At 68.2% G+C, this 26,961-nt stretch carries 27 protein-coding genes; 17 read left to right on the top strand and 10 right to left on the bottom strand.

All coding sequences use genetic code 11. The annotated features are described in order from the left end of the window. Positions 1-67: 67 nt before the first annotated feature. From rpsB to F4561_RS21300, 5 genes are all read left to right on the top strand, one after another. A complete protein-coding gene (gene rpsB, locus F4561_RS21320) occupies positions 68-1,105 on the top strand; it encodes a 30S ribosomal protein S2 (protein ID WP_184581132.1) in 1,038 nt (345 codons plus the stop codon). A 96-nt stretch (positions 1,106-1,201) separates the two neighbouring features. Then, positions 1,202-2,038, top strand: a complete 837-nt coding sequence (gene tsf, locus F4561_RS21315; RefSeq protein ID WP_184581131.1) for a translation elongation factor Ts — start codon at positions 1,202-1,204, stop codon at positions 2,036-2,038. Positions 2,039-2,266: 228 nt separating this feature from the next. Continuing rightward, positions 2,267-2,992 (top strand): UMP kinase, encoded by a 726-nt coding sequence (pyrH, locus tag F4561_RS21310; RefSeq protein ID WP_184583974.1) that lies wholly within the window; start codon positions 2,267-2,269, stop codon positions 2,990-2,992. 46 nt (positions 2,993-3,038) lie between these two features. Further along, positions 3,039-3,596, top strand: a complete 558-nt coding sequence (gene frr, locus F4561_RS21305) for a ribosome recycling factor (protein WP_184581130.1) — start codon at positions 3,039-3,041, stop codon at positions 3,594-3,596. Between the two features lie 8 nt (positions 3,597-3,604). Then, entirely contained in the window at positions 3,605-4,603 is a 999-nt protein-coding gene (locus F4561_RS21300) for a phosphatidate cytidylyltransferase (RefSeq protein WP_184581129.1), read from the top strand. Between the two features lie 34 nt (positions 4,604-4,637). Here the strand turns inward: F4561_RS21300 and F4561_RS33775 are convergent, their stop codons facing one another. Genes F4561_RS33775 through F4561_RS21280 form a run of 4 tightly spaced genes read right to left on the bottom strand, consistent with a single transcriptional unit; the run spans position 4,638 to position 7,928 of the window. Further along, positions 4,638-5,345: a GntR family transcriptional regulator gene (locus F4561_RS33775; RefSeq protein ID WP_312885421.1), complete on the bottom strand. Its 708-nt coding sequence runs from the start codon at positions 5,343-5,345 to the stop codon at positions 4,638-4,640. Positions 5,346-5,381: 36 nt separating this feature from the next. After that, positions 5,382-5,885 carry a flavin reductase family protein gene (locus F4561_RS21290; RefSeq protein ID WP_184581128.1) on the bottom strand — a complete coding sequence of 168 codons (504 nt, stop codon included), beginning with the start codon at positions 5,883-5,885 and terminating at the stop codon, positions 5,382-5,384. A 26-nt stretch (positions 5,886-5,911) separates the two neighbouring features. Further along, entirely contained in the window at positions 5,912-6,337 is a 426-nt protein-coding gene (locus F4561_RS21285) for an ester cyclase (protein ID WP_184581127.1), read from the bottom strand. Next, positions 6,324-7,928 carry a BCCT family transporter gene (locus F4561_RS21280; protein ID WP_312885420.1) on the bottom strand — a complete coding sequence of 535 codons (1,605 nt, stop codon included), beginning with the start codon at positions 7,926-7,928 and terminating at the stop codon, positions 6,324-6,326. Before F4561_RS21280 ends, F4561_RS21285 begins: the two co-directional genes overlap by 14 nt. Before the next feature lie 326 nt (positions 7,929-8,254). Between F4561_RS21280 and F4561_RS21275 the strand changes: the two genes are divergently transcribed. Genes F4561_RS21275 through F4561_RS21250 form a run of 6 tightly spaced genes read left to right on the top strand, consistent with a single transcriptional unit; the run spans position 8,255 to position 12,969 of the window. Continuing rightward, positions 8,255-8,884: an amino acid synthesis family protein gene (locus tag F4561_RS21275; protein WP_184581125.1), complete on the top strand. Its 630-nt coding sequence runs from the start codon at positions 8,255-8,257 to the stop codon at positions 8,882-8,884. Continuing rightward, positions 8,881-9,432, top strand: a complete 552-nt coding sequence (locus F4561_RS21270) for an amino acid synthesis family protein (RefSeq protein ID WP_184581124.1) — start codon at positions 8,881-8,883, stop codon at positions 9,430-9,432. Before F4561_RS21275 ends, F4561_RS21270 begins: the two co-directional genes overlap by 4 nt. 5 nt (positions 9,433-9,437) lie before the next feature. Beyond that, positions 9,438-10,169: an alpha/beta fold hydrolase gene (locus F4561_RS21265; RefSeq protein WP_184581123.1), complete on the top strand. Its 732-nt coding sequence runs from the start codon at positions 9,438-9,440 to the stop codon at positions 10,167-10,169. Then, positions 10,162-11,649 carry an aldehyde dehydrogenase gene (locus F4561_RS21260; protein WP_184581122.1) on the top strand — a complete coding sequence of 496 codons (1,488 nt, stop codon included), beginning with the start codon at positions 10,162-10,164 and terminating at the stop codon, positions 11,647-11,649. Before F4561_RS21265 ends, F4561_RS21260 begins: the two co-directional genes overlap by 8 nt. A 1-nt stretch (position 11,650) precedes the next feature. Further along, positions 11,651-11,929: a tautomerase family protein gene (locus tag F4561_RS21255; protein WP_184581121.1), complete on the top strand. Its 279-nt coding sequence runs from the start codon at positions 11,651-11,653 to the stop codon at positions 11,927-11,929. Continuing rightward, complete coding sequence (locus F4561_RS21250; protein ID WP_184581120.1) at positions 11,926-12,969, top strand: LLM class flavin-dependent oxidoreductase; 1,044 nt, start codon at positions 11,926-11,928, stop codon at positions 12,967-12,969. Before F4561_RS21255 ends, F4561_RS21250 begins: the two co-directional genes overlap by 4 nt. Before the next feature lie 234 nt (positions 12,970-13,203). Here F4561_RS21250 and F4561_RS21245 read toward each other — a convergent pair whose 3' ends face one another. From F4561_RS21245 to F4561_RS21235, 3 genes are all read right to left on the bottom strand, one after another. Further along, positions 13,204-13,986, bottom strand: a complete 783-nt coding sequence (locus F4561_RS21245) for an alanyl-tRNA editing protein (protein ID WP_184581119.1) — start codon at positions 13,984-13,986, stop codon at positions 13,204-13,206. A gap of 146 nt (positions 13,987-14,132) precedes the next feature. Then, entirely contained in the window at positions 14,133-14,387 is a 255-nt protein-coding gene (locus tag F4561_RS21240) for a DUF6199 family natural product biosynthesis protein (RefSeq protein WP_184581118.1), read from the bottom strand. Positions 14,388-14,534: 147 nt separating this feature from the next. Beyond that, positions 14,535-15,146, bottom strand: coding sequence for a TetR/AcrR family transcriptional regulator (locus tag F4561_RS21235; RefSeq protein WP_221445571.1), 612 nt, complete (start codon positions 15,144-15,146; stop codon positions 14,535-14,537). 120 nt (positions 15,147-15,266) lie between these two features. Between F4561_RS21235 and F4561_RS21230 the strand changes: the two genes are divergently transcribed. Next, positions 15,267-16,571 carry an MFS transporter gene (locus F4561_RS21230; protein ID WP_312885418.1) on the top strand — a complete coding sequence of 435 codons (1,305 nt, stop codon included), beginning with the start codon at positions 15,267-15,269 and terminating at the stop codon, positions 16,569-16,571. A gap of 31 nt (positions 16,572-16,602) precedes the next feature. Here the strand turns inward: F4561_RS21230 and F4561_RS21225 are convergent, their stop codons facing one another. Then, the gene (locus tag F4561_RS21225; RefSeq protein ID WP_184581116.1) at positions 16,603-17,211 is read right to left on the bottom strand and encodes a cupin domain-containing protein; all 609 of its coding nucleotides are present in this window, start codon (positions 17,209-17,211) and stop codon (positions 16,603-16,605) included. A gap of 199 nt (positions 17,212-17,410) precedes the next feature. Here F4561_RS21225 and F4561_RS21220 point away from each other — a divergent pair, with 199 nt between their 5' ends. From F4561_RS21220 to F4561_RS21210, 3 genes are read left to right on the top strand one after another with little or no spacing between them, the layout of a single operon-like run. After that, on the top strand, positions 17,411-18,184 hold the full coding sequence (locus tag F4561_RS21220; protein ID WP_184581115.1) for an aspartate/glutamate racemase family protein: 774 nt from the start codon (positions 17,411-17,413) through the stop codon (positions 18,182-18,184). Between the two features lie 11 nt (positions 18,185-18,195). Next, a complete protein-coding gene (locus tag F4561_RS21215; RefSeq protein WP_184581114.1) occupies positions 18,196-19,704 on the top strand; it encodes an NCS1 family transporter in 1,509 nt (502 codons plus the stop codon). A 48-nt stretch (positions 19,705-19,752) separates the two neighbouring features. Continuing rightward, positions 19,753-21,246 (top strand): NCS1 family nucleobase:cation symporter-1, encoded by a 1,494-nt coding sequence (locus F4561_RS21210; RefSeq protein WP_184581113.1) that lies wholly within the window; start codon positions 19,753-19,755, stop codon positions 21,244-21,246. A gap of 1,040 nt (positions 21,247-22,286) precedes the next feature. On the opposite strand, the gene F4561_RS21205 is transcribed toward F4561_RS21210, so the two are convergent. After that, positions 22,287-23,372, bottom strand: a complete 1,086-nt coding sequence (locus tag F4561_RS21205) for a suppressor of fused domain protein (RefSeq protein ID WP_184581112.1) — start codon at positions 23,370-23,372, stop codon at positions 22,287-22,289. 180 nt (positions 23,373-23,552) lie between these two features. Between F4561_RS21205 and rlmN the strand changes: the two genes are divergently transcribed. After that, entirely contained in the window at positions 23,553-24,650 is a 1,098-nt protein-coding gene (gene rlmN, locus F4561_RS21200; protein ID WP_184581111.1) for a dual-specificity RNA methyltransferase RlmN, read from the top strand. A gap of 39 nt (positions 24,651-24,689) precedes the next feature. Next, complete coding sequence (locus F4561_RS21195; RefSeq protein ID WP_184581110.1) at positions 24,690-25,166, top strand: VTT domain-containing protein; 477 nt, start codon at positions 24,690-24,692, stop codon at positions 25,164-25,166. A 24-nt stretch (positions 25,167-25,190) separates the two neighbouring features. On the opposite strand, the gene F4561_RS21190 is transcribed toward F4561_RS21195, so the two are convergent. Continuing rightward, entirely contained in the window at positions 25,191-26,798 is a 1,608-nt protein-coding gene (locus tag F4561_RS21190; protein ID WP_184581109.1) for a PucR family transcriptional regulator, read from the bottom strand. Positions 26,799-26,961 lie beyond the last annotated feature (163 nt).

The raw sequence follows: 26,961 nt of genomic DNA, 5'->3' as shown, positions 1-26,961 counted from the left end.
GGAGCGGCCGGGACGTCAGGAACAACCGGGGCGGACCCCGTTCCGCCACTTCAAGGAGGACCCAGTCATGGCCACAGTCGTGACGATCCGTCAGCTGCTCGAGAGCGGCGTCCACTTCGGACACCAGACCCGTCGCTGGAACCCGAAGATGCGGCGCTTCATCTTCACCGAGCGCAACGGCATCTACATCATCGACCTGCAGAAGTCGCTGGCCTACATCGACCGCTCCTACGAGTTCGTCAAGGAGACGGTCGCCCACGGCGGCAGCATTCTGTTCGTCGGCACCAAGAAGCAGGCGCAGGAGGCCATCGACGAGCAGGCGCGCCGCGTCGGTATGCCGTTCGTCAACCAGCGGTGGCTCGGTGGCATGCTCACGAACTTCTCGACGGTGCACCGTCGGCTGCAGCGGCTCAAGGAGCTCGAGGAGATCGACTTCGACGATGTCCCGGGTTCGGGGATGACCAAGAAGGAGCTGCTCGGGCTGCGCCGCGAGAAGGACAAGCTCGAGCGGACCCTTGGCGGTATCCGCGACATGGCCCGCGTGCCCAGCGCCGTCTGGATCGTGGACACCAAGAAGGAGCACATCGCGATCAGCGAGGCCCGGAAGCTGAACATCCCGGTCGTCGCGATCCTCGACACCAACTGCGATCCCGACGAGGTCGACTACCCGATCCCGGGTAACGACGACGCCATCCGCAGCGTCAGCCTGCTCACCCGCGTCGTCGCCGACGCCGTGGCCGACGGCCTGCTGGCCCGTTCCGGTGCCGCCCCCGGCGAGCCGAAGACCGTCGAGGAGCCGCTCGCCGAGTGGGAGCGAGAGCTGCTGGAAGGCAAGGGCGAGGAGAAGGCCGACCAGGCCGCGGAGGCTCCGCGCACGCACGAGGCGGAAGCCCCGGGCACACAGGCGGCTGAGGTCGCCGCCGCCGCCGAGGACACCGAGGCCCTTTCGGTCCCTGGTGTGGCCGAGTCTCCGGCCGAGGGCGCCGCCCAGGCCCCGGTGGACGAGGCGTCCACCGAGAAGGGTTCCGAGGTCCCCGAGGCCGCCGAGGCGGCCGAGGCTCCGGCGGCTCCGGCCGCCGACGCGGAGGCGCCGAAGGAGTCCTGAGCCAGTCTTCGCCCGGCCCTCCACGCCCCGATCAACCCGGTAGTGCGTGGGGGGCCCTATTGAGACCTGTCGACCCACACCTAGGGAAATAGAGCAATGGCGAATTACACCGCCGCCGACGTGAAGAAGCTGCGCGACCTGACCGGTTCCGGCATGATGGACTGCAAGAAGGCGCTGGAGGAGTCGGACGGCGACTTCGACAGCGCCGTCGAGGTGCTGCGCGTCAAGGGCGCCAAGGACGTCGGCAAGCGCGCTGAGCGCACCGCCGCCAACGGGCTGGTCGTGCTGAACCAGCAGAGCGAGTCCTCCGCGGTCCTGGTCGAGCTCAACTGCGAGACGGACTTCGTCGCCAAGAACGACAAGTTCCAGCAGCTCGCGGCCGACATCGCCGACGTGGTCGCGCGTACCGGCCCCGCGGACCTCGCGACCCTGCTCACCTCCGAGGTCGCCGACGGCAAGACCGTGCAGGGCCTCATGGACGAGCAGAGCGCCGTCATTGGCGAGAAGCTGGAGCTGCACCGGTTCGCGCGCTTCGAAGGCGCCTACGTCGCGAGCTACCTGCACAAGTCCGACCCTGACCTGCCGCCGACCATGGGCGTGCTGGTCGAGCTGGACACGGCCGACGCCGAGGTCGGTAAGGACCTCGCCCAGCAGGTGGCCGCTCTCGCGCCGCGGTACGTCTCCAAGGAGGACGTCCCCGAGGACATCGTAGAGAGCGAGCGCCGGATCGCCGAGGCCACGGCCCGCGAGGAGGGCAAGCCCGAGCAGGCGATGCCCAAGATCATCGAGGGCCGGGTCAACGGTTTCTTCAAGGACGCGACGCTGCTCGGCCAGCCGTTCGTGAAGGACAACAAGAAGACCATCGAACAGGTGGTCAATGAGGCTGGCGTTACGGTCCGACGGTTTGTCCGGTTCAAGGTCGGCCAGTCCTGAGCATTTTGACATGATGGAGGTGTCGGGGGATTTCCCCGGCACCTCCGGTGTATAAGTGCGGTGCAGGCAAGGCCGAATGCCGCGACACGGCCCCGCGACCACGGGGCTCCTGGCAGGGGCACGGCCACGGACCGGGTGGGCCTGGCATCGCTGTACCACTCGGGGGAACGACTAAGGAGGCCGAGCACCGTGCCGAACGAAGGTAACGCCAGGGAAGATGACCCACCCATGCACGACGGAGGGTGGGGGCGCGTCGTCCTGAAGCTGTCGGGGGAGGCCTTCGCCGGCGGTGACCAGTTGGGGATCGCCCCCGAGGTCGTCGAGTACATCGCCGCCGCGGTCTCCGAGGCGGTGTCCGAGGGGATCGAGGTCGCTGTTGTCGTCGGCGGCGGGAACATGTTCCGCGGGCAGGCGATGTCCGCCGGCGGCATGGAACGCGGCCGCGCCGACTACATGGGAATGCTCGGCACTGTCATCAACTGCCTGGCCCTGCAGGACTTCCTGGAGCGGCTCGGGATCGAGACCCGTGTGCAGACCTCCATCCACATGAGCCAGGTCGCCGAGGCCTACATCCCGCGCCGCGCGGTGCGGCACCTGGAGAAGGGCCGCGTCGTGATCTTCGGCGCCGGCCTTGGGGCGCCATTCTTCTCCACCGACACCACCGCGGCCCAGCGTGCGCTGGAAATCGGTGCGAAGGCGGTCCTGAAGGGTACGCAGGTTGATGGGGTCTACGACTCTGATCCGCGGCGCAACCCGCACGCGGTGAAGTTCGACCGGCTCGACTACAACGAAGTGCTGACCCGCGGCCTGAAGGTCATGGACGCCACGGCGGTGAGCCTTTGTATGGACAACGGTCTGCCGATCGTCGTCTTCGACCTGATGACTCAGGGCAATATCCTGCGCGCCACACGCGGTGAGAAGATCGGCACCATCGTGTGTCCCGCCGACAACTGATCTGAGCTGACCCCGAACCGACGCTAAGCGACTCACGGGAGCCGAGATGATCGAAGAGACACTTCTCGAGGCCGAAGAGAAGATGGAAAAGGCCGTCGGAGTCGCCAAGGAAGACTTCGCCGCGATCCGCACGGGACGTCCGGGGCCCGCGACGTTCAGCAAGATCACGGCCGAGTACTACGGCGCCCAGACTCCCATCAACCAGCTCGCGTCGTTTGCGGTGCCCGAGCCCCGCATGGTGGTCATCTCGCCGTTCGACAAGAGCTCCACCCAGGCGATCGAGCGGGCCATCCGGAACAGTGACCTGGGAGTCAACCCGGCCAATGACGGCAACGTGATCCGGGTGGTCTTCCCGGACCTCTCGGAGGAGCGCCGCAAGGAGTACATCAAGGTCGTGCGGAGCAAGGCCGAGGACGGCAAGGTCTCGATCCGCAACATCCGCCGGCATGCCAAGGACGCGCTGGACAAGGCCGTCAAGGGCGGCGAGATCGGGGAGGACGAGGGCCACCGCGCCCAGGAGGAGCTTGAGGAGCTGACCCACAAGTACGTCGGGGAGATCGACGAGCTACTCAAACACAAGGAATCGGAACTGCTAGAGGTCTGACTCCTGTGTTGAACTCTGAACCGGTCCCGGACCCCAACAGCGAGCGTCGCTCCTCGGGCGATCCCACCTCCAGCGGAAGGGGCGAAACGGACACGCCTGCGGGGTCCTCGCCGAACGGCGGAGGCGGACAGAACGGTGCCACGCCGCCGGACGACGGCACGGACAGGCAGCGGTTCGTCCTGCACAAGCCCGGCGGGGGGCCGGTCCGCACCGGCCGGAACCTGCCATTGGCCATAGGCTCGGGCATCGTGCTCGGGGGCCTGGTACTGCTCTCGATCTACCCCTTCCCTGAGGTGTTCGTCGCTATCACCTCCGCGGCGGTGCTGATCGGGTTGCGCGAGCTGGCCCGCGCGGTCTCCGGCGGAGGGGTGACCCTGGCGCTGCCCCCGCTCCTTGCGGGCGGCGTGGCCATGCAGGTGTGTGCCCACTTCGGCGGCCCCGCGTGGTTCGTCGGGGCGACCGCGATCACCGCGATCGTGGCCCTCTCCTGGCGGTTGCGCGCGGGCGCCGAGGGGTACGTGCGCGACGCCGCGGGGAACCTCCTCAGCCTGCTCTACCTGCCGTTCCTGCTGGGCACCTGGCAGTTGCTGATCGCCACGCCCGATGACGGCCAGCAGCGGATCGTCGCGTTCATCGTGGTGACGATCAGCAGCGACATCGGGGGCTACTTCGCCGGCATCCTCGCCGGCCGGAACAAGATGGCCCCGGTCATCAGCCCGAACAAGACCTGGGAGGGCTTCGCGGGCTCGGTGCTCGGGTGCATGATCGCGGGTGCCCTCACAGTGGAGCTGATGCTGGGCGGCCCGGCGTGGGCCGGCATCGTGCTCGGGGGAGCCGTGGTACTGGCCGCGACCGTGGGTGACCTGATCGAGTCCCTGATCAAGCGGGATCTGGGAATCAAGGACATGGGGCGCTTCATGCCCGGCCACGGCGGTCTCCTCGACCGGGTCGACTCGCTGCTCATCGCGGGGCCGGTCGCCTGGGTGGTGCTGACGCTGCTGGTGTAGTTCGGTGGGGTGCAGGCAGGAGTCTGCCGATCCCTCATAAGGCACTTGCCGGATCGACCGATGACTCGGAACCGGGGGTCGGCAGCCCGGCCATCAGGGCGCGGCGGCTGGCCCGGACGTGCTCTCGCATGACCTGTTCGGCACTGTCGCCGTCCTTCTCGACGATCAGTTCGAGTACCAGGTGATGCTCACGGCCGGACTGCAGCGGTCGTCCGGGCTGGTTCAGCGATGTCTTCACCAGCCGAGAGTAAGCCAGTTGGTTCATCAGCGTCCTGTAATGCGCCTCGAGTTTGCTGTTGTCCGCTCCGATGATCAGCAGGTCGTGGAACTCCCCGACCAGCTTCGCGTAGTGCTCGCGGTCATCGCGAGCTACGGCCGCATCGGCTTCCCTGAGGTTGTTCTGGAGGCGGTCGATCTCGGGAACTTGGCCTCGTTGGGCCAGGAGGCGGGCAGCGGCGCCCTCGAGCAGTTCCTTCATCTCGAAGAGTTCCGTGATCTCGCGTCGGGACGGAGTCGTGACGAAGGTTCCGACCCGCGGTCTGATCTCGACGAGGCCCTCGGTTTGCAGTTGCTTGAAGGCCTCACGGACCGGTGTGCGGCTTACGCCGAACTCGTCAGCCAGAGCGAGCTCCGAGAGTGGTGCGCCCGGGTCGACCTCACCGCTGATGATGCGCCCCCGCATCTCAGCGATGACCTTGGCCTGGATCGACCTGTTGGTCGATTCGCCCGTTCCTTCAGTCACTGGGCCTGCTCCTCGCTATCGCGGTCTTGTGGCTGATCATTCCAGAGGCGGGAGTGCTCCGCCGTCGACGAACCTGCCGGCGCTGTAGACCATCGGATCACTGTCCGTGACACAGGCGTGAACCACTCGGCAGATGAAGACCGTGTGGGTGCTGGCCTGGAGCCGTTCGCGGATCTCGGCTTCCATCTGGGCGCTGCTGCGCGCGATCAACGGACTGCCGAAGGGGCCGGGCGTCCAGTCGAGGCCTTTGAACTTGTCGTCGGACTTGGCCGCGAATCGGTTGACCACGTCGAGCTGGTCCGTCGACAGGATGTTGATCGCCAGGTGATCGGTCCGGAACAGGCAGTCGTGGGTGGAGGAGGTCCGCTGGACACACACCATGACCGTCGCTGGCTCCAGTGAGATGCTGGAGAAGGCGTTGACCGCCAGACCCTTCGGGGTACCGTCGTCCAGCGCGGTCACGACGGTGACGCCGGTGACGAACTGCCGGTTGACCTGCTTCATCAGGTCGGTGTCGGGCCTCGCCGGAAGCGTGGGCATGAGAGTGCTCCTTGCCATGATGCTGATCAGTCCTGTCCGACGGTGATGATCCCGAGTGCCGAGAGCAGGGCCCGAGGGTCCCACGTCACGAACTCCTCGACGACTCGTTCTCCGTCGAACCGTGCGAAGGTCGCGCCGCTGACTTCCACACGCCGCGCTGTGGCGGGGACACCCATGAGGGAGCCCTCATGGGTGCCGGTGCTGTGCCAGCGGATCGCGGCCCGGTTGCCCTCGATGACGATGTCGTCGAGGGTGGTTGTCAGATCGGGAAACGCGGAACGGGTGGCGAGGATCGATGCCTTGAACGCGCGCAGATCCTGGGGATGCGGTTCTCCGCTGTGTCGGAGGTAGTCGCTGCTGAGGAGTTCGTCGAGTGCGTCGACGTCGCCGTGGTTCCACGCGGCCGCCCAGACCTTCTCGATGAGTGCGCGCCGGGAGTCAGTGTGCGGCATCGGCCTCCTCCTTCCTGTCGGGAGTCGTGTCCCGCGCGTCGGCAGTCACGCTCCGCCATTCCGCTGCCAAGTCCTTCCAGAAGGACACCGCGAGACCGGCGATGATCACCAGGAAGGGCAGCGAGGTGACGATCACGGTGTTCTGAAGTGCGTTGAGGCCGTCGGCGAGCATCAGCGCGACCGCGGTGACGCCGGTGAGGATTCCCCAGAGGACGAGAACGGAGCGGCGCGGCGCGAGTGAGCCGTCGGACGTCATTGATCCCAGTACGTAGGTGTTGGAGTCCGCGCTCGTCACGAAGAAGATCACTGCGAGCAGGACGGCGATCATCGACGTGACCACGGGCATGGGGAAGTGCTCAAGTGTCGCGAAGAACGCGTTACCGAAGTCGGCCGCGGACTGCTCGGCGATGTCTCCGCCTCCGAACAGGTCCACGTGGATGGCCGCGCCGCCGAACACCGCGAACCAGGTGAAGAAGGCGAGACTCGGAACGGTCAGGACCCCCACGATGAAGCCGCGGATCGTGCGACCGCGGGAGATGCGGGCGAGAAAGATGCCGACGAACGCACCCCACGAGACCCACCAGGCCAGCATGAAGTAGGTCCACCACTGCATCCATTCCAGTCCGCCGAAGGCAGTGCCCTGCAGGCTCATCCGGAAGAAGTCACTGGCCCACACGCCGATTGACTCGATGTAGAGGTTGGCGATGAAGACGGTGGGGCCGACGACCATCATGAACACGAACATCGCGATCGCCAGGGTGCCGCTCGCGTAACTCAACATCTTGATCCCCTTGTTGATGCCGGTGACGGCAGACAGGGTGAAGATGGGGGTGATGGCCGCGATGATGAGCACCTGGGCGACCGAGTTGACGGGCACTCCGAGCAACCGGCCGATCCCATTGTTGATCTGAAGCGCCCCCAGCCCCAGGGACGTGGCCGTGCCGAACAGCGTCGCGAAGACAGCGAGGACGTCGATCGTCTTGCCGATGGGCCCGTTGACCCTGTCACCGAGGAGCGGCGTGAACAGTTGGCTCACCAGGGGGCGGCGCCCCTTGCGATATGTCGAGTAGGCGATCGCGAGGCCGAAGACGGCGAAGACAGCCCAGGCGTGCACGCCCCAGTCGAAGTAGGAGTACTGCAGCGCGTGCACCGCGGCCTCTGGGGTGTTCGGCTCGGCGAGGCCGTGCGGCGGCGCCGCCAGGTGCGAGATGGGCTCGGCGACGCCGAACGAGACCAGGCCGATACCCATCACAGCGCCGAGGAGCATCGCGAACCAGGCCAGGGTGGAGAACTCCGGCCTGTCGGAGTCCTTGCCGAGCCGGATGTTACCTGCGGGGCTGAACGCCAGGAACACCAGGAAGACGAGGATGCCGAGGGTGACGACCAGGTAGCTCCAGCCGAACGACGCGGTGACCCAGTTCAGCGAAGACTCCGTGACGCTGTTGAGGTTCTCGGTGAAGAGGACCGCCCAGGCGACGAAGATCGCGGCAACCCCGACCGACGTCCAGAAGACGGAGCCGAGCTTACTGGGCCTGTGGTGGTGGTCGGGCTCAACGGCTCGACTCCCGGCGCCGCCCTCGCTCGAGGGCACGACGCCTTCTGGCGCCGTCGTGGGGTTCGGTTCTGAACCCCCATGAAGCTGTCTGGACATGAAACTCCCTGAGTCAGGTGCCCCCAAGCCGCGCTGGTATACAAGCCACGTCGCAGATGGGTGCTGGCATGCAAGAAACCGTAAGACATGTCACAGGCGGCGTGTCAAGTCCCACGCGGTGATCCGCTCGTCCACCCGAGATCGCGGATATAAATATGCAGTTCACAGCGATCTTCCATGCTTGTCAGTCCTGATCTTTCGTCATGGAGGGTGGTAGTGGCGGGCTTCGCTTGACTCTCGTGGCGTGGATACCTAACGTTTCTGGCATGCAAGAGAATGGTGTCGAGCCCTCCGCCGAGCGAATCGGGCTTCGCAAGCTGGTGACGTACCGCGACGCGGTTGTCACCGAGGCTGGGAGGGCTCCGGCCCAGCCCGCGCGACGCGCGAGCGTCGCCGCTGTCGTACGGAATCCGTGGGTCGGCACGGCAGCGCTCGCTGATCTCATCGTGGAGCAGGGGCGGATCGGGCCCGTGCTGGCGAAGCTGCTCTCCGACCGGCTCGTGAACGCGCTCGGCGGGGCCGACGAGATCGAGGCGTTCGGGAAGGCGGCGGTCGTAGGCACCGCCGGCGAGATCGAGCACGCTGGAGCGTTCATCCACACGCCGTTCTTCGGCAACCTGATCCGCGAGTCCCTCCGCGGCGAGTCGATCATCTGCTTTGCCGACACGCGAGCCGAAGCGGGTGAATCATTGATCGTCCCCCTCTGGCACAAGACGCACGCCGCGACGCGCAGCCACTACCAGACCATCAGCGCACGCGTTCCCGACGCCCCCCGGGCTGACGAGATCGTCGTCATCGCCGCCGCATCCACCGGTCCTCGCCCGCATCCCCGAATCGGAGACCGCAGGACCGACCCGGTCGTCACCGCCCAGACCCTGGAGGAGTCACGTTCATGAACGTCCGCAAGATCGTCACCGTCGTCGAGGAGACCCGGGCCGAGGGCGAGCGCGCGGTCAGCCCTCCGGCGACCGTCGCAGTCGTTGCCGCGGTGATCGAGAACCCATGGGCCGGCCAGGGCTTTGTCGAGGATCTCGCCCCGGGTATCGACGCGAACGCCTCGGAAGTCGGCGCGCTGCTCGCGCCCGCGGTGATGGAGGCGCTCGGCGCCCCTGCCGAGGCGTACGGCAAGGCCGCTGTCGTCGGCCTCGACGGCGAGATCGAGCACGGGTCGGCGCTCATCCACACCCTCACTTTCGGTGACCACTTCCGCAAGGCCGCGAACGCCACCACGCTCCTGCCCGCTGTCGAGAAGCGGGGCGCGGCCGGAGTCGTGTTCGACATCCCACTCAAGCACATCACCGACGCGACGATCCGTTCCCACCACCAGACGGTGGAGGTCCGGGTCGCCGACGCACCACACCCGAACGAGATCATTATCGCGCTGGCCGCCGCCGCGCAGGGCCGACCCCAGCAGCGGCTCGCGGCCCTTTCGACCGAGCAGTAGTGGACATGAGCAAGCCCACCATCGTTCTGCTGCACGGTGTCGGACTCGACCACACGATGTGGGAGCCCACCGCCGAGCTGCTGGCCGACCGCTTCGCGCTCGTGACACCCGATCTACCTGGACACGGGCGAAAGAGGCCGGCACCGGCAGGTACCACTCTGGAGTACCTGGCGCTCGGCGTCGCACCCGAGATCCCTCCGGGAGCCCACCTCGTCGGCTTCTCCCTCGGCGCACTCGTGGCTCAGTACCTGGCGCTGCGCCGGCCGGACCTTGTCGCGACACTGACCTTGGTCAGCTCGGTATGCCGGCGCACCCCGGCAGAGCGGGAGGCCGTGCTCGAACGCCTCCACGTCGCGCGAGCCGACTTCGGAACCGCCGTCTCGGCGTCACTGCACCGGTGGTACGCGGACACCGACGTCGATGCCGAGTGGGTGAGCCGCACCGGGGCCACCCTGCACGCCAACGACATGGAGTCCTTCCACAACTGCTATCGCGTGTTCGCGACCGCGGACGCCGAGCTCGATCCCGAGCTGTACCGGATCGTCATCCCCGCCGTGGCGGTCACCGGTGCGGACGACCCGGGGTCGACTCCCGAGATGACCCACCGGCTCGCGGCAGCACTGCCGAACTGCCGTGCCGTCATCGTGTCCGAGGCACGCCACATGCTCCCTGTCCAACGGCCCGAGGCCTTGGTCGACTGCGTCACCACCCTCATCGGAGACAATGCCCATGCCTGACGTGACGAAGCTGAATCACCTCATCGGTGGCGAGCAGGTCGAGCCCGCCTCCGGGGACTTTTTCGAGAGCACGAACCCGGCAACGCGCCAGCCGCTCTACCTGGCGGCACGAGGCGATGCCGCCGACATCGAGCTAGCAGTGGCCGCGGCGAAGCGGACGTTCGAAGACCCGCGGTGGCGCGACCTCAGCCAGACCCGACGCGGACACCTCCTGCGTCGGCTCGGCGACCTGATCGCCGAGAACGCGGAGGAACTCGCTCGCATGGAGACGCAGGACAACGGCAAGCTGCTGCGCGAGATGCGCGGGCAGTTGGCCACCCTGCCCGATTACTACCATTACTACGCCGGCCTGGCCGACAAGATTCACGGCGACGTCGTCCCCACCTCGGACCGGACGGTTCTGAACTACACGAGCCGGGAGCCGCTCGGTGTGGTGGGAGCCATCACCCCGTGGAACTCTCCGATGACGCTGACCAGCAGCAAGCTGGCTCCCGCGCTCTGCGCCGGGAACACTGTCGTAGTCAAGCCCTCGGAGTACACCTCGGCCACCCTGCTCCGACTCGGCGAACTCGCGCTTGAGGCGGGTTTTCCGCCCGGTGCGGTCAACGTGGTCACCGGTTTCGGCGCCGAGGCCGGACAGGCTCTCGTTGATCACCGTGACCTCGCGAAGATCTCGTTCACCGGAAGCACCGCCACCGGATCCCGCATAGCTGCAGCCACAGCCGGTCGTTTCATCGGCTCGACGCTGGAGCTGGGCGGCAAGTCGCCCAACATCGTGTTCGAGGATGCGAATATCCCGAACGCCGCCATGGGAGTCGTGGCCGGCATCTTCGCCGCCGCGGGCCAGACCTGCATCGCCGGCAGTCGCGTGTTCGCACACCGGTCCGTCCACGACGAGCTGCTCGATCGCGTGTCCGAGCGGGCCGAGCGCATCCGTATGGGCGACCCGATGGACGAGGCCACCGAGATCGGCCCTCTGGCGTTCGAGGAGCAGCGGGACAAAGTCGCCGGGTACGTCGACCTGGGACGCAGCGAGGGGGCCCGCGTTCTCGCCGGTGGCCGTTCCTCGGACGGCGGCCTCGGCGGCTACTTCTACGAGCCGACCATCCTGGTCGACGTGGACAACAGCATGCGGGTCGTCCGGGAGGAGATCTTCGGCCCCGTCGTGGCGATCATGCCGTTCGACACCGAGGAGGAGGTTACCCGCCTCGCGAACGACACCGAGTACGGCCTTGCAGCGGGGGTGTGGACCACCAACCTGGCGCGGGCCCACCGCATGGCCGCGCGCCTGGACGCGGGGACCGTGTGGGTCAACACCTACCGGGCCATGTCGCCGATGTCCCCACGTCAGGGCTTCAAGACCAGCGGCGTCGGTGTCGAGCACGGCACCGAGACCATGAAGGAGTACACGCGGCTCAAGAGCGTCTGGATCAACACCAGCGAGGAGCCCGTGGCCGACCCCTTCATCCTGCGGAGCTGAGATGCCGCAGGTCGACATCACCCTCGCCGGGGGACGCACGCCGAGCCAGGTCCGCAACCTGATGCGCGAAGTGCACGCCGCGGTCGTCCGTACCGCCGACGCCAGGCCGGAGCACGTCCGTGTCGTCGTCCACGAGGTGCCTCGGACGCACTGGGCCATCGGTGACGTGACTCTCGCCGAGATGGATGCCGTGAACGAGACCGGCACCACCGCCGGACCGCAGAACGACAGCGCCGCCACCGGGCGGCTCGCCGACACCGCACATCTGGAGCAGCAGTGAGATTTTCCTTGTTCGTGCACATGGAACGCTGGGACGAGAGCGTGAGCGCCTCCCAGCAGTTCCAGAACCTCACCGAACTCACGCAGATCGCCGAAGCGGGCGGCTTCGGCACGGTGTGGATCGGCGAGCACCACTCCATGGAGTTCGTCAGCTCCCCCAACCCCATGCCACAACTGGCCTATCTGGCGGCACGCACCTCGACGATCCGCCTCGGCGCGGGCACCATCGTCGCCCCCTTCTGGAATCCGGTCCGGGCTGCCGGCGAGACCGCGCTGCTGGACGTGATCAGCGGCGGCCGGGCGGAGATCGGGCTGGCGCGGGGTGCCCACCAGTTCGAGTTCGACCGCATGATGGGTGGCCTGCCGGCGACCGACGGAGGAAAGTACCTCCGGGAACTCGTGCCGGCGGTCCGTGCGCTCTGGCAGGGTGACTACGCCCACAAGGGGGAAATCTGGCAGTTTCCCACGTCTACCAGTGTGCCGAAGCCGGTGCAGCGGCCGACGCCGCCGATGTGGATCGCCGCGCGTGACCCCGACTCACACGACTTCGCCGTCGCCAACGGGTGCAACGTGATGGTCACCCCCCTGATGAAGGGCATCGAGGAGGTCGAGAACCTCGTCAACAGGTTCGAGACCGCGGTCGGCAACCATCCCGAGGTACCAAGGCCCGAGCTCATGGTGCTGCGGCACACTCACGTGCACAGCCCGGAGGCCCCCGACGACTGGCGCCCGGCTGCTGAGGCGATCCAGCGCTACTACCGCACCTTTGACGCCTGGTTCGGCAATAAGCAGACTCCCGAAAACGGCTTCCTCGAACCGAGCCCGGAGTCGAAGTTCGAGGGGCGCCCGGAGTTCGAGCCGGAGTCCCTGCGAACGACCGCGATGATCGGCACCCCGGACGAACTCATCGAGCGGCTGCGCCGCTATGAGGAGTTGGGCATCGACGAGTACAGCTTCTGGATCGACAACAGCCTGCCGCACGAGGAGAAGCGCAAGTCCCTCGAACTGTTCATCAAGGATGTCGTGGCAGCCTTCCGGTAGGCGGTACGACATCGGAAGGCATCGGCCGGGGTGTCGGCTGGCACCGAACCGCGGATCCTGTTCTCTGCCATTCGCGGCCGGCCTTGCTCACATGCAGCAACCAGTTGGCGGACTCCACGCCGAAGCGAGAAGCGTACCGGCAGCTACCAGTACTCCAGTGGCGCAGACGCCATCAGGCAACAGCCCGACGCAGCCACTACCGACGGCGATACGCCGACGAATCCGCTGGATAGATCACGAAACCGCACTGGAGTACTGGGAGACCTCCAGCCGGATCCGCTTGTTCCCCTTGCCCTTGGAACTGGTGCCGGTGACGGCGACCCGTCCGACGTCGGCCGTGCTGGTGACGTGCGTTCCACCGTTAACCTTGTCGAGGCCGACGATGTCGATCACGCGCAGCGGGTCGATCTCCTTGGGAATCAGGTTGGCCGCTGTGCGGATCAGCGCCGGGTCGAGATCGGCCTCGGAGCGGCCCATGAAATCCACGACCACCTCACGCGCCCGCTCGACCTCCTCGTTGATCCGGCGCTCGACGCGCTGGCCGAGCTCGGTGGAGATCCCCTCAAGGGGGAAGTCCAGCCGCCCCTTTCCGGGCTCCATGTTCCCGCCGGTGACAGCGATCTGGTACTCGCTCCAGATGACGCCGCAGAGGATGTGCAGCGCGGTGTGCGTCCGCATCAGTAGGTGGCGCCGGTCCCAGTCGATGTCACCGAACACCTCGATCCCGCTGCGGGGAGGTTCGGGGGTGTCCAGCCAGTGCCAGATCCGGTCGGCCTCGCGCTTCACCTTGGTGACCTGGGCTGTGCCGCCGTCCCAGCGCAGCTCTCCCAGGTCGTGCGGTTGTCCGCCCCCACCGGGGTAGAACGCGGTGCGGGCCAGCGCGACCCGGTTCTGTTCGTGGTCGACGTCGAGCACCGTGCTGTCGAAGGAACGACGGTAGGCGTCCACGGCGAACAGCTCGGAATTCGCGAGCTCCTCCGGTGGCTGCGGCGTGTTCTTCTGGCCTGGAACTCCCATGGCTGCTCGATTCCCTTTCCGTACACGTGAGACGCACGGTCGCTGCCGGGCACCCGGGATGTCGATGCCGCCCATGCTGCTCCGCTGGTGCCGCGGCCGCAACCGTGCCGCCGCTCCACCTGAGCGGCGGCCTACGCCGCCGCGGCTCAGGCCCCCAGCGTCTCGCGGGCGTTGAACAGCAGCACCAGCGCCGTGAGGAAGACGGTGAACAGCACCACGGCCTTGACCCGGCGGAGCTGGAACACGACTGTGCTGGGCTCGACCATGTCCGGGTTGCGGTACTGCCATTTCGTCAGCACCCAGGACAGTCTCGGGTAGATCGCCTGGCCAAGGAAGAACGCGCACGTGAGCGCGAGCAGGGTGAACAGGAGGTAGAACGGCAGGGAGAGCGACTCCAACACGGGGGACCTCGGTGGTTTGGGGGGTTCGGCCACGACCCGGCCGGCTGGGCGTTCCCCGGGAAGGGTACTCCCCACGCGCCGGCGACCGTCGCCCGGCCGCGTCGGGAGGCCGCTTCCGGCCGCCCCGGTCCGGTACGCGCCGCACTCTCAGGGACTCGCGCTCGCCGCGAGGAGCCGATCAAGGTGCGCGTTGACCAGCTCGTGGGCGCCGTCGGCGTCGATGTGGCCGACCATGAGCATGGTTCCCAGCCCGTGTGCCAGGGACATGAGTTTCAGCGCCTCGTGGCGGTGGTCTCGGCGGCTCCTGCGTGGGCCCTGGTACGCCGACTCCAGGAGCTCTTCGAGCCGACCGGTCAGTGCGGCGAGGTGGCTCCGGTAGGGAGCCGCGGCCAGTTCCGGATCGCTGATCGCGAGTGCGGCGAAGGAGACTCCGACGCGGTGGAAGGCGCGGCTGTCCTCGTCGGTTGGGAGGGCCTCGGCGAAGAACTCCTCAAGGATCTCCCTGGCCGAGTCGCCGTCTCTGGCTCGCACACGTTCGTCCCAGCGTTGCCAGCTACGGTCCGCGATCCGCCGCAGGGCCGCGCCGAGCAGTTCCGACCTGGTGTGGAAGTAGTACTGGACCAGCCGGAGCGAGACGCCGGCTTCGGCTGCCACAGCGCGCATGCTGACGGCCTGTAGCCCGTCGCGGCCGATGAGGCCTTCCACTCCGTTCAGGATCTGGTCCCGGCGCTGCTGTTCCCCGGTGGGTGTTTCCCCCACGCGATGGCTCCTCTCGTTCCGGTTATGATACGAACGTATCAAATTGATACGTTCGTATCACGGAGGTCGTTCATGCTCCGCGTACGTCTGCGTCGAGGGTCACTCTTGTGGGTGCCGTGTGTGGCCCAGTTGATGGTGGTGCTGGATGTTTCGGTGGTCAACGTCGCGCTGCCGAGCATCCAGACCGCCCTCACGTTGAGCGCGGCCCTGTCGCAGTGGGTCGCCTCGGCGTACACCCTGACGTTCGCCGGAACCCTGCTCGTCGGGGCGCGGATCGCCGATGTCGTCGGTGCCCGGCGAGCTCTCATCTGGGGGTTGGCGGGCTTCACCGCGGCCAGCCTGGTCGGAGGGATCGCCGACTCCGGCTGGATGCTGATCGGGGCGCGCGCCGCTCAGGGTGTCGGGGCCGCCGTGGTGTCGCCAGCGACGTTCACCCTTCTCACCACCACCTACCCGGAGGGCGCCGAACGGACCCGCGCGGTGGCCGTCTGGACCGGGGTGAGCCTGGTCGGCGGAGGGCTCGGGAACATCCTCAGCGGAACGCTGACCGAGTACCTGAGCTGGCGTGCCGTGCTGCTGGTCAACATACCGATCGGAGCGGCGGCGATCCTGGGTGCTCTGGCGCTGGCACTCAGCCGGGTACAGCGGCCCGCCGCCCGGGTCGACCTCACCGGTGCCGTTCTCGCCACAACCGGGCTGGGATGCGTGGCCTACGCCGTCAGCGGAGCGGGGACGGACAGCGGTCTCCCCTTGGCACCGGAGGCCGCGCTCTTGGGCGTGGGGCTGCTCGCCGCGCTCGTCGCGCAGCAGCGGCGTAGCCACTCTCCCCTGGTGCCCGCCTCTCTGCTGCGCAACCGGGCCGTAGTCGCGGGCAACGTGCTGACCGTGCTCGCCGGAGCCTGCTTCCAGGTGCCGCTGTGGTACTTCCTGACTTTCCAGATGCAGCACGGACTCGGCTATACAGCTCTGCAGGCGGGGATGGCGTTCCTGCCGATGACCCTGGTCACAATGGTGTTCAGTGCCTGGGTCACCCCGGTCCTGATGCGGCGGGTCCCCTCCGCGGACCTCGTTGCCGCCGGTGCGGCCCTCGCCACCGCCGGGCTGGTGTGGCAGTGGCTGGCCGTTCCCGCGACCTACGTCAGCACGTTCCTCGGCCCCGCGCTGGTGATCGGTGTCGGTGGCGGGCTGCTGAACACGCCACTGGCGACCGCCGTCACCACAGGCGTCGCGCCCGAGGACGCCGGAGCCGCCTCAGGGCTGATGAATACGAGTAAGCAGTTCGGCGGTGCCATCGGCCTGGCGGCCTTCGTGGCGTTCATCGGGACGACCGGCGACGACTACCGACTCGCCTTCCTCGCGATGGCGGCCCTCACCGCTGCCGTGGCCGGGCTGGCCGTGACCCTGCGCCCGCGTCCTTCTCGCTGACCGACCGGCCGTTGCGCGCGTGCCACCGGCCTCACGTGAGGTTGATCCAGATCGCCACGGCGGTCGCGTCGCCACGGTTGGAGATGCGATGCGGTGTGGTCGACGGGAACATGATGGAGTCGCCGGCCGTCAGCTCGTAGGTCTCGAATCCCACGTCAACCACGAGGGCTCCGCTTACGACGTTGCCTACCTCGTGGCCGCTGTGCCGGACGTACTCGGCGTTCTGGCTGGAGTAGGAACCCGGGGGGTACGTCGACTCGAAGAAGTTCATCCCCGGTACCGCCTCGGGAGTGAGCCGGCGGTAGCGCACGCCGTGGTCGAGCACGAGGGTGGCGGCCTCGCCGCCGCGCGTCACCGCGACCCGGTCGCTCGGAGGCTCCGCGACCGACGGAGCCTCCGCCTTCTGCGTGCCGAACACCGAGGTCATGGGCACGTCGAGCTCCGTCATGATCTGGTACAGCCGCGTGACCGAGGGACGCATCTTGCCGCGTTCGATCTGCGACAGCGCGCTCGGGCTGATGCCGAGGCGCGCGGCGAGGCTGCGGAGCGAGAGTCCGCGTTCGGCTCGTAGCTCGCGGATGCGCTCACCGAACTGCTGCTCGTCGAACCGGGCGACCGGGGCATCCAGAGATTCAGTCATAGCGCTGTTAATTATACGTATACATGTTGTGAAGCTATTGCTTTACGAGTCGTGAAGTTATAGCTTCACGAAAAGTGGCGCTAATCACACCACCTGGCCGTACGTCAACGGACGGCCCGACGAACCGGCGGCCGTCGAGCCGACCGTCCTTGTACCAAGCGATAAACGAGCAGACGTTTCGCGTCACGGAAGGGGTTCGATGCGAATCCTGGTGGTCAACGTCAACACCACGATCACAATGACCCGGGCGATCGCCGCCCAGGCCCGCGACGTCGCCCGGCCTGGGACGGAGATCGTGCCGCTGACTCCGTTCTTCGGCCCCGAGTCGGTCGAGGGGAACTTCGACAGCTACCTCGCGGCCGTTGGCGTGCTGGACCGCGTCCTGGCCTACGAAGCACCGTACGACGCGGTGGTGCAGGCCGGGTTCGGCGACCACGGCCGCGAGGGCCTGCAGGAGATGTGCGACGTCCCCGTCGTCGACATCACCGACGCGGCCGCGCACGCCGCGTGCCTCATCGGACGCAGCTTCTCGGTGGTGACCAGCCTCGACCGCGCCGTGCCGCAGATCGAGGACCGGCTCCGGCTGTCGGGGCTCTACAACCGGTGCGCGTCGATCCGCGCCAGTGGTGTCGGCGTCCTCGACCTGAAGCGGGACCGTGTCGCCGCCACCGAGGCCGTTGTCGCGCAGGCGCGCGCGGCGGTGGAACACGACGGTGCCGAGGTCGTCTGCCTGGGCTGCGGCGGAATGGCCGGGCTCGACGCCGAGGTGCGCTCCGCAACGGGCGCCCCCGCCGTTGACGGGGTCACCGCCGCGGTGGCGCTCGCCGAGTCGCTCGTGGGGCTCGGGCTCTCCACCAGCAAGGTACGCACCTACCTTCCGCCGCGTGAGAAGACCGTGGCGGGCTGGCCGCTGAGCAAGGAGCTCGGGATGCGGCCCCATCCCTCACCCAGCCCAGCCCGATTGTCCGACTAGGAGCCCCGCCCATGGAACCGTCGACGCCTCCTCGTGCCGAGAAGAGACCGACCAACCACCTTCTCGAAGAGTCGATCCTTCCGACCTGGCTCACCCAGCGACCGGTCTCGCTGTGGGGGTTCATCTGGATCTGGATCGGCCTCGCGGTCGTCATCGTCACCTTCCAGTACGGCGCCAACGGCGTCGAGGGCGGGTTCACGCTTCCGGTCGTGATGCTCATCGTGCTGACCGCGACCATGACGCTGTCCGTGATCATGACGATGACCGCCGACATCGGAACCGAGCACGGTCTGTCGTTCGCCGTGTTCCTCCGGGCCCCGTTCGGGGTACTCGGCACCCACTTCCCCTCGGTGTCGCGGGGAATCGTCGCGGCCTGCTGGTTCGGGATCCAGACCTACCTCGGTGCCCTGGCCATCAACGGGCTGGTCGAGTACTGGACGGGCTTCAGCTCCTGGCCGTTGTGGTACGCGGTGTTCCTGATCGTGCAGGTCGTGAACGTCGCCCTGGGCATCAAGGCCGTGGAGAAGCTGGCCTCCATCGCCGCCCCGTGCATCCTGGCCATCTCCATCTGGATGTACTTCACCCTCGACGGTATAGCCGAACTGGAGGGCCGCAACATCTGGACGTTCGCCGGCGACGGCGACATGTCACTGGTCGCGTTGTTCCTCATCAACATGGTCGTGTGGGCGCCACTCGCCGTCGACATCCCCAACATCACCCGGTTCGTCACGACCGTTCCCGGCGAGCGCCGGTTCCTGCGACGCAACCGTGCCATCCTGGTGGCCCAGTTCTTCGTGCTTCCCGTCATGCAGGCCTGGATCGCGTTCATCGGCGCGGTGTCGTTCATCGTCACCGGAGTCTGGAACCCCATCGAGGTGATCCAGGGCGAGAGCACGGGACTGGTGCTCGCGGTGCTGCTCGTGATGATCATCCTCGCCCAGTGGTCGACCAACACCGCGGCCAACGTGGTCCCGGCCGCGCTCAACTTCGTCAACGCGGCGGCGCCGCACCTGTCCTACCGGATGGGCGTCGTCCTCGCCGGTGTGGCCGGCACCGCCGTCATGCCGTGGCTGCTGCTGGAGAACCTGTTCACCTTCCTCAGCTACTACGGCGGTTTCATCGCGGCGATCGCCGGCATCATGATCGCCGACTACTACGTGCTGCGTCACCGCCGGTTGAACGTCCCGCACCTCTACCGCGGCGATGGCCAGTACCGGTACACGCGCGGCGTCAACCCGGCCGCCCTGATCGCGTGGTTCACCGCCTCGGTGTTCGCCCTGTGGCAGGTGGACTACGCCTACGTCATCGGCTTCCCGGTGGCCTTCGTGATGTACCTCGTGCTGATGAAGACCTGGATCCTGCCCCGCTACCCGCAGGCGGAGATCGACACTGGCCACTCCGACGACTTCCTGGCCACCAGTGTCGGCAGGAACTGGGTCTACGACTCCGAGAGCCGCGCATTCCTCCGCGTACCGGTTGAGGAGCTGACCGGCTACCAGACCGGCCGCACGGACATCTGAGTCCGGGCCGCGCAACCCGTCCCATCTGCCAATCCACCGGGGGTTTTCGTGCGAGACGACCAGCCCGCCCAGGACACCGAGCAGGTCCCATCCGGTGACCCGCTCGCGATCGACACCATCGACCCCACGCTGTACAACGCCGACCTCGCGCCGCTTTCGCACCGCAAGCGCAAGTGGGGGGCGTTCGAGATCTTCAACGTGTGGTCCAACGACATCCAGAGCCTGTTCGGCTACACGCTCGCCGCGACGCTGTTCATCTCCTATGGGCTCAACGGCTGGGCGGTGTTCGCGGGGATCGTCCTCGCCGGGCTCATCGTGATGCTGCTGGTGAACCTGACCGGTAGGCCGAGCGTGAAGTACGGCATCCCGTACCCGGTCATGGCGCGCGCGAGCATGGGGGTCCGAGGAGCGCAGTTCCCCGCGCTGGTTCGCGGGATCGTCGCCATCTTCTGGTACGGGGTGCAGACCTACTTCGCCTCGACCGCGATCGCGCTGCTCATCACCGCCGTGCTCGGCGGGGGTGACGGCGCGACGTTCCTCGGCATGTCGGCCGTGGGGTGGGTCTCCTACGTCATCGTCGCGGCGTTCCAGCTCGCCCTGTTCCTGCGCGGAATCGACTGGATCACCAGATACCTGAACTGGGCCGGCCCTCTGGTCTACGCGGTCATGATCGCTCTCATGATCGCCATCTGGATCCGAGCCGGCGGCGGGTTGCTCTCCGAGCTCGGCGCCGTTTTCGCTGGCAGCGGGGACTACGAGGGAGGGCCGGTCACCGCGTTCGTCGCGGTCGTCGGCACGATGATCGCCTACTTCGCCGCGGTGATCATCAACTACGGCGACTTCTCGCGCTTCGTCAGGACCGAGTCCAAGATGAAGCGCGGCAACCTGCTCGGCCTGCCGGTCAGCCTCGCGCTGTTCTCGTTCCTCGCTCTGGTCATCACGGCCGGTACCAGTGTGCTGTACGGGGAGGCGCTGACCAACCCCGCCGACATCGTGGAGCGCGTCGACAACGTGTGGCTGACGGTCGTCGCGGCGCTGACCTTCTTCATCGCCACCGTCGGCATCAACCTCGTGGCGAACTTCATCCCCCCGGCCTACGACCTCGCCAACATGGTTCCGGCGAGGATCAGCGCGCGCACGGGCGGGATCATCACAGCGGGGATCGCGTTCGTCGTCGGTGGCCTGTGGGTCTCCGTCATCAGCTCCATGGGGATCGACTCCTTCGTCGACACGCTGGGAGCCGTCCTGGCGCCGCTCTACGGGATCATGGTCATCGACTACTACCTGCTGCGCCGCCAGCGCCTCAACATCCAGGACCTGTTCTCGTCCGCACCGGACGGCGAGTACTACTACTCCAAGGGCTGGAACCAGCGTGCGCTCGGCGCGTTCGCGATCGCCGCGACCTTCTCCGTGGCCACAGTGTGGGTCCCTGCTCTGGAGAGCCTGTCGGGCTTCGCCTGGATCTTCGGTGCCGCCTTCGGCGGGGTCCTGCATTACGCGTTCATGCGCCGGAGCCAAGCGCGCCCCGCGCCCGCACGGTGACCACCCGCCCGCGAGGAGGGCCCCGAGGGCCCCCGGTGACCCGGACCGGCTCACGACCACCAACGCGTGCCCGGCCCGGTGTGTAGCGAATTCTCAGGGCAGCGCCCTCAGTCGTGCAGGCGCACCGCGACGGTGACCCGGCCTTTGCCGTCCCGGTGGGCGACGGCGTGGCCCGTGCGGGCACGTGTCGGTGCGGGTACCCGGTGGTGGCGTGCCCGACGAGGGCGGCGACGGCGCCGGATGGTCCAGCCCGTGACGATCGGTCCTGGTGCCCGGTGGTGGCGCGCCCGACGAAAGGCGGCAGCGAGGGCGCCGGGGTGGGCCGGCCCGCGGGGGTCGGTTCTGGTGCCCGGTAGTGGCGCGTGTAACGGGGTGGCCGGTGGTGGGGCGCGGCGAGAGTGTCCGTGGTGTCATTCTCGGCGCTGAATCTGTCCGCATGGTCATCTTCGGTGCGGCGGCAGCCTCCGCGCGTCCGCTATGTCCGGATTGTGGGCGGCCTGGGCGCCGATCTTGAGGAAATCGTTCCTTTACCGCACGGTAGGGGAACGATTTGCTCAAGATCGGCGCGAAAACCGGGCATAGCGGACGCGAGAGGGGTGGGTAGCGCCGGCCCTGAGCCCCGCGCCGGGCGGAACCAGGCAGCGGCCCCAGGGTGTGCGCCGCTGTCGCTGCCCTCCGTTGGCCGCGCCACCGCCGGGCACCCGCACCGATCACCGCGGGCTGGCCCACCCAGCGCCGAGAATGACGCCACGGACACTCTCGCCGCGCCCCACCACCGGCCGCCCCCCGTCGCATGCCCCACCACCGGGCGCCCGTACCGATGACCGCCGGCCCGGCCACCCACCGGCCTTCGCTGCCGCTTTCGTCGGGCGCGCCACCACCGGGCACCAGTCGCGATCACCTCGGGCCCGGCCATCCGCTGGCCTTCGCTGCTGCTTTCGTTGGGCCCGTCCCCACCCGGTGCCGGCACCGGGTGGGCATCACCCGCCCCGGGCGCTCCATGAATCCCGGTCACGTAACGAAGTACTACCAGCACCCTGCTAACCGAGCACCCAGCTCCGTCCCTCGGCGGCGAGCTTGTCGATCAGGGTGGCCGCGTCGTGCTCCTTGGCGAAGAGGTGCTCGGCGCGGGTGATCGGGACGATCCACAGCCAGTGCACCGGGTCGCCGTGGAAGGCGAGCCCGGATGTGTCGGGTGGCTTCTGGGCTCCTCCCGCCGATAGCGGGGTGGGGTCGGCGATCAGCAGCACCGCTGTGCTTTCCCCGCGCATGGCCGAGTCCTCGGTGTTGTCCAGCCACTTGACGCTGTGCCCCGGCCCGAACCAGGTGACCGCGCGCCACGGGAACGCGGCGATCCAGCGGAATATCCGGGCGGCGAGATGCGCCGGCATGGTGGTGGCCAACCCGAGCTCGACCCGCGCGTAGGACGAGGTGTCGGCCATGTACCGGTCGAGCGTGGGCATGCGCTGGCCACACATCCCCACCGTGCTCAGGACCGTGAAGGGGCGGCCGGAGCGGGGCGGGTGCTCGGAGACCCGGATGAGCGGGGCGTGCCCGTCGGAGACGTCCCAGTAGTGCCCGGCGGCCCCGACCCGGCGCGTGAGGTGGTTGAACACGGTGCGCTGCACGCTGCGCCAGGCGTTGGGCGACGCGCGCCAGCTCCAGTACGCCTCGGCGTGCACCACGCGCGGCCACAGCCGGGACTCAACGGCGTCGAGCTCCCAGGCGAACGCGCTGCGGCCGATCGCCTCGCTGGCGTATCCGGGCAACCCGCTGTCGGCCTCGGCCCAGCCGGGGATGATCGCGAGCGGGGTGTCGCCGTCGAGGAGCGCGACACCGTCACCCTCCTCGAACCACACGGCCCGCAGCCGATCGGGGTCGAACTTGGCCCGGCCGTACGGGTGCTTCGTGCAGGCCGCCGGCATGAGAGGGGCCTGTCCCCTGTACAGGCCACTCGGGTCGCTGGTTTCGGGCGCGACCACGTGGTTGGCCAGCCAGACCGGGACGCGAACGTCACCCTGGGCGTCGAGCAGGTAGGCGGCCGTGGTGCGGGAGTCGTACTCGACGACCACGCGGCGGCTTCGATACGGGCTGACCTGGTTGAGGAGGACGCGAACCCCGGTCAAGCTGTCCTCCTTCTCGAGTCGCCGTCTGCCGATCAGTGCTCCCCGCACGCCGCATAGTATGAGTCCCGTGCCCTAACGGTCAGCAGCACAGCCGTGGCACGTTTTGGTCATATAGGTCTTCAAACTATCGCGCGAAGCCCAATCCGTCGCTGTTTCTTTGTCGTCCGCCCTGGGATTCTCATGCCTGCCGAGCTCACTTTCGCCGCCCCGAGCCGGGCTACCCCGCCTCGCCACCTCGCCGACCTCACCCCCGAGGAGCGGGGCGCCGCGGTCACCGAGCTGGGCGAGCAGGCGTTCCGCGCCAAGCAGCTCGCCAAGCACTATTTCGGCCATCTGGAGTCCGATACCGCGGCCATGACCGACCTGCCCGCGGATTCGCGGGAGCGCCTCGGCGACGCGCTGCTGCCCACCCTGCTCACCCCGGTGCGCCATATCACCTGCGACAACGGTATGACGCGCAAGACACTGTGGAAGGCGTTCGACGGGGTGATGTTCGAGTCGGTCCTCATGCGCTACCCGGACCGCGTGACACTGTGCGTGTCGTCGCAGGCCGGGTGCGGGATGAACTGCCCGTTCTGCGCCACGGGGCAGAACGGCCTCACCCGCAACCTGTCCACCGGGGAGATCGTCGACCAGGTGGTCGCCAGCGCGCGCGACCTCGCGCGGGGCGAGGTCGCCGGCGGAACGGGCCGGATCAGCAACATCGTGTTCATGGGCATGGGGGAGCCGCTGGCCAACTACCGGCGGGTGCTGGAGTCGGTGCGCCGGATGACCGACCCTGTTCCCTCCGGCCTGGGAATCTCCCAGCGCGGCGTCACGGTCTCCACGGTGGGTCTGGTCCCGGCGATCGAGAAGCTGACCGCCGAACGGATGCAGGTCCGGTTGGCCATCTCGCTGCACGCGCCCGACGACGAGCTCCGCGACGAGCTCGTCCCGGTCAACAACCGCTGGAAGGTCTCCGAGGTGCTCGACTCGGCGTGGGCCTACGCCGCGACCACCGGCCGCCGGGTCTCGATCGAGTACGCGCTGATCCGCGACATCAACGACCAGGCGTGGCGCGCTGACCTCCTCGGTGAGTTGCTGGCCGGCCACCTGGTGCACGTGAACCTGATCCCGCTCAACCCCACTCCCGGTTCGAAGTGGACGGCGTCGCGCCCGGAGGACGAGCGCGAGTTCGTGCGCCGGCTGGAGTCCCACGGGGTCTCGGTGACCATCCGCGACACCCGCGGCCAGGAGATCGACGGAGCGTGCGGTCAGCTCGCCGCCGCGGAGAAGTAGGCCCTCTCGCGTGCCGGCGGACCCACCGGGAAGGTCGCCGTGATTGAGACCTTTTCCTCGTTGTTGTTCGGTCTGGCCTCCGCCTTGCTGCCAGTCCTCAACGTGGAGCTCTACCTGGTGGGCGCGGCGGCGGCCATGAAGGGCGACGGGGCGTTGTTCGCCATGGCTGTGGCGGCGGGCTTCGGCCAGACCGTCGGCAAGATCGGCTACTACTACATGGGGCGCGGCGCGCTCGACATCCCGTGGCTGCGCCGCAAGGCGGAAAAGCCCAACCGGTGGAGCGAGCGCGTGGCCGGGTGGCGGAGCAAGGCCGAAGGGCGCCCGTGGTGGACGGCCGGGCTGGTCGGTGTCAGCTCCCTGACCAGTATCCCGCCGTTCATGGTGATCTGCGTGCTGGCCGGGACCGTCCGGATGCCGTTTCTGGTCTTCACCACGGTGACCTTCGCGACCCGGACGGTGCGGTTCCTGCTGCTCGTCTACGCGCCCAGCGCGGCCATGGCGCTGGTGCCGGGCTGACGGCGCCGCTGCCGGGGCGGCAGCTCAGCCCGCGACCCGGTCGCGCACCGAGTCGAGGGAGAGCAGCGCGACGTGCAGTGAGAGGCAGGTCTCCACGGACTCCAGGTCGACGTCCAGCACGTGCGAGATGCGCCGCAGCCGTTCGTAGAACGCCGGGCGGGACAGGTGCGCGCTGGACGCGGCCAGTGCCTTGTTCCGGCCGGCCGTGAGGTAGCAGCGCAGCATCTCGGTCAGGTCGCTGTCGTGCCGGGCGTCGTAGGCGAGCAGCGGGCCGAGCTCGCGCTCCACGTAGGTCTGCAGCCGCTCGTCGTCCCGGAAGAGGTGCAGCAGGCCGCGCAGATGCAGGTCGGGGAGGCGGTAGAACGGGCGGCGCTCCGGCTGGCGCACCGCGACGTCGCTGACCTGGCGCGCTTCGAGGAAGGACCGGCGCACCTCGCGGATGTCCTCCGCCCGCGAGCCGACGGCCAGTACGGGCCGCCCTCCGACGCGCTCGTGTACCTGGTCGGCGACCCGGTGCAGGAACGGATCCAGGCCCTCTTTCTCGGGCAGCGCGAGCAGGATGCCGACCCGGACGTCGTCCAGGGAGCCGACCAGCGCGGGCAACCGCAGCTCGCGGCAGGCGCGGGCGGCGCCCTCGGCGGTGTCGGCCAGCTTCGCCTGCGCGGCCAGCCCGGACCCTCCCGTCCGGAGCCGGAGCACCAGCCCGATGAGCTGCCGGCCGGCCAGGGGGACGCCGACTGCGCGGGCCCGAACCAGGGCCTCCTCGGGATCGGAGTAGCTGCGGTCGATGATGCCCGCGATGATGGTGCGGTGCGTCTGGCGCTCCAGGCTCTCCTGGTGGCGTTCGAGGAGCCGGCCGAGCGCGAGGGTGGTGGCGGCGCGTTCCACCAGCATGGTCTGTCCCGGAGAGGGGGACGCGCCGCAGATGAGAATGAGCCGCCCCCAGTCCTGGCCGCGCGCACCCACCGTGGTGACCAGCCAGTTGGTGCCGGGATCGTGCACGGTGCGCAGGCCGGTGCGCACCGCGCGGGAGCGGTTCTCCCAGGAGGTGAGGATGCTGGGGTCCTCCCCGTTGAGGTCGCAGGCGAGCACCTGGTGCGTCAGGTTCTCCAGGACCACCGGGCACCCCGAGAGCCGTGCCACCTCCCGGAGCACCTGGGCCGGCTCGGCGCCGTCGACGGACAACTGGGTGAAGACCTCGTGCAACCGTTCGGACTCGCGCAGCTCCTCCAGTTGCTCGTTGACCACCCGGACGTGCACGGCCTCGGTGATCTCGACGAACCGCGCCTCGCGGTCCAGCGAGATCACCGGGATGCGGGCGTCGCGCGCGGCGTCGAGGAGTGCCTTGGGGAGGTCGGCCTGGTACTTGCGGCCCAGCTCGACCGCGATGCCGCTGACGCCGACCGCCGCCAGGTCGTCCACGTAGCGCCGCAGCGCCTCGGGCTCGTCGGGCATCGCGATGCCGGTGGTGAGCACCAGCTCCCCGCCACGCAGCAGGTGCGCGAGGTCAGTGACCTCGGCGATGTGCACCCAGCGCACAGTGACGTCCAGGTGCTCCGAGCCCACGATGACCTTGGGTCGCGCGCGTTGCAGGGCCGGCAGGCGCAGGACGTCGGTGAGCGTGGGCAGCACGCTCCCCAGTGTAGGTGGCTGTGTGTCAGCTCTGCGGCCGAATTCTTTACATTCTGGAGCCCCGCACGGTGCTGGTCACCCGCGCTTCGAGTCGCCGGTGCGCGCGTATCCGCGGCCGCGTGCGCCGCCGGATTCGACGGGTTGTCGATCCGGCGGTCCCGAT

It is taken from the genome of Lipingzhangella halophila, assembly GCF_014203805.1.
In the GTDB taxonomy this organism is placed as follows: Bacteria; Actinomycetota; Actinomycetes; order Streptosporangiales; family Streptosporangiaceae; genus Lipingzhangella; species Lipingzhangella halophila.
Note: the sequence above shows the minus strand (reverse complement) of the source record. Positions and strands in the feature narration are given on the sequence as shown.

Coding starts and splice junctions, on each gene's coding strand:
- rpsB (WP_184581132.1), top strand. CDS start 68: ATGGCCACAGTCGTGACGATCCGTCAGCTGCTCGAGAGCGGCGTCCAC.
- tsf (WP_184581131.1), top strand. CDS start 1,202: ATGGCGAATTACACCGCCGCCGACGTGAAGAAGCTGCGCGACCTGACC.
- pyrH (WP_184583974.1), top strand. CDS start 2,267: ATGCACGACGGAGGGTGGGGGCGCGTCGTCCTGAAGCTGTCGGGGGAG.
- frr (WP_184581130.1), top strand. CDS start 3,039: ATGATCGAAGAGACACTTCTCGAGGCCGAAGAGAAGATGGAAAAGGCC.
- F4561_RS21290 (WP_184581128.1), bottom strand. CDS start 5,885: ATGCCCACGCTTCCGGCGAGGCCCGACACCGACCTGATGAAGCAGGTC.
- F4561_RS21285 (WP_184581127.1), bottom strand. CDS start 6,337: ATGCCGCACACTGACTCCCGGCGCGCACTCATCGAGAAGGTCTGGGCG.
- F4561_RS21275 (WP_184581125.1), top strand. CDS start 8,255: ATGCAAGAGAATGGTGTCGAGCCCTCCGCCGAGCGAATCGGGCTTCGC.
- F4561_RS21270 (WP_184581124.1), top strand. CDS start 8,881: ATGAACGTCCGCAAGATCGTCACCGTCGTCGAGGAGACCCGGGCCGAG.
- F4561_RS21265 (WP_184581123.1), top strand. CDS start 9,438: ATGAGCAAGCCCACCATCGTTCTGCTGCACGGTGTCGGACTCGACCAC.
- F4561_RS21260 (WP_184581122.1), top strand. CDS start 10,162: ATGCCTGACGTGACGAAGCTGAATCACCTCATCGGTGGCGAGCAGGTC.
- F4561_RS21255 (WP_184581121.1), top strand. CDS start 11,651: ATGCCGCAGGTCGACATCACCCTCGCCGGGGGACGCACGCCGAGCCAG.
- F4561_RS21245 (WP_184581119.1), bottom strand. CDS start 13,986: ATGGGAGTTCCAGGCCAGAAGAACACGCCGCAGCCACCGGAGGAGCTC.
- F4561_RS21225 (WP_184581116.1), bottom strand. CDS start 17,211: ATGACTGAATCTCTGGATGCCCCGGTCGCCCGGTTCGACGAGCAGCAG.
- F4561_RS21220 (WP_184581115.1), top strand. CDS start 17,411: ATGCGAATCCTGGTGGTCAACGTCAACACCACGATCACAATGACCCGG.
- F4561_RS21215 (WP_184581114.1), top strand. CDS start 18,196: ATGGAACCGTCGACGCCTCCTCGTGCCGAGAAGAGACCGACCAACCAC.
- rlmN (WP_184581111.1), top strand. CDS start 23,553: ATGCCTGCCGAGCTCACTTTCGCCGCCCCGAGCCGGGCTACCCCGCCT.